Below are 1,634 nucleotides of genomic sequence, written 5' to 3'. Positions count from 1 at the left end.
ATGAATCAAATCAATTAATGCAAGAATTAATTAGAAACCAAAATAAAAAAATGGAACAAAAGAAAAAAGAACTGCAAGATTTTATTGCCCGTTTCTCTGCCAATGCCTCAAAATCAAAACAGGCTACGAGTCGTAAAAAACAACTGGAAAAATTACAATTTGAAGATATGCAAGTTTCTAACAGAAAATATCCTTATATCGAGTTCAAGCCTGAAAGAGAAGCTGGAAATAATATGTTAAAAGTTGAAAATTTGACAAAAACTGTTGATGGAGAAAAAATTCTTGATAACATTTCATTTACAGTAAATACTGGAGATAAAGTTGTCATTTTGTCAAAAAATGATATAGCCAAAACTACTCTTTTCCAGATTTTAGCAGGAGAATTGGAACCTGATTCTGGAAAAGTTGAATGGGGAGTTACAACTTCACAAAGTTATTTCCCAAAAGATAATTCAGAATATTTTGAAAATGTTGACTTGTCACTAATTGACTGGCTAAGACAATTTTCAGAAGATCAGCACGAAGAATATGTACGTGGATTTTTAGGAAGAATGTTATTTTCAGGAGAAGAAGCTAGAAAAAAAGCTAAAGTGCTTTCTGGAGGGGAAAAAGTACGTTGTATGCTTTCAAAAATGATGCTTTCTAATGCAAATGTTCTTTTACTAGACAATCCAACAGATCACTTAGATCTTGAATCAATTACGTCACTAAATAAATCACTTGAAAGATTTAACGGAACAATTTTATTTACAACACATGATCACGAATTTATTCAAACAATTGCAAACAAAATAATTGAAATTACACCAAAAGGAATTTTAGAAAAAGAAATGGAATATGATGATTATTTAAATGACGAAGCTGTTGAAGCCAAACTTAAAGAACTATATAGTTAATAAATTTTTATTTGTATCTGAATTTATAAAACAAAAATAAAAATCAAACTATATTTATAGATAATCTGCTGCTATTTATATTATATTTCCATTGAAATTAACAAGGGGAGAAAATACTTACCTCCCCTTTTAAAAATAAATAAAACATATTTTTTATTTTTTTTCTATTTGATTACTATAAATATATCCGTATTCATTTCCGTTATATCTTATATAATACCAGTTATCCGCCGTCTTGCTTATCGCATAAACTGTCTGACCAGTTTTTAGCCTAGCTTTTATTGTAGACTTTGTTGTTGGTTTTTCTCTTATGTTGCTATAACCTTCACTTGAAGTTACAATAAATTTTCCTAAAATTTTCTTTAATTGACTGTTGTGGATATACCCTGTAAATGATTTATCTACATTACTGTCATAATAAGTTATTTTGATCCAATCTCCAGATTTACCATCACTTTCCACTACCTCTCCATTTTTAACAGTATCTATCACTTTAGAATCTTTAGTGGCAGATTGTCTTATATTAATCGAATTATCTTTCGATGAAGTCATAAAAGTAGCTCCCATTGAAATAGTGCTAAAAATTTCAGACAAAACTAAAATTAAAAATCTTTTTTTAAAAAAAATAATTTTTCTCATAAAAATCTCTCCTTATTATGTTATGTTATACGTGAACTACTCCTGCTTTTAGAAGCGGGAGCTTCTTGGGAAGTATCTGCTTTTGCTAGCCAAATATAT

The 1,634-nt window shown here is 28.6% G+C and carries 2 protein-coding genes; one reads left to right on the top strand and one right to left on the bottom strand.

Annotation, left to right across the window (positions count from 1 at the left end; translation table 11 throughout):
- Positions 1-896 (top strand): ABC-F family ATP-binding cassette domain-containing protein (locus tag ACO409_RS10895; protein ID WP_485557180.1); only part of this gene is annotated, 896 nt, incomplete at its 5' end.
- Between the two features lie 153 nt (positions 897-1,049).
- On the opposite strand, the gene ACO409_RS10890 is transcribed toward ACO409_RS10895, so the two are convergent.
- Complete coding sequence (locus ACO409_RS10890) at positions 1,050-1,535, bottom strand: SH3 domain-containing protein (protein WP_485557178.1); 486 nt, start codon at positions 1,533-1,535, stop codon at positions 1,050-1,052.
- Between the last annotated feature and the right edge of the window lie 99 nt (positions 1,536-1,634).

This window comes from Leptotrichia sp. (genome assembly GCF_057270615.1).
Note: the sequence above shows the minus strand (reverse complement) of the source record. Positions and strands in the feature narration are given on the sequence as shown.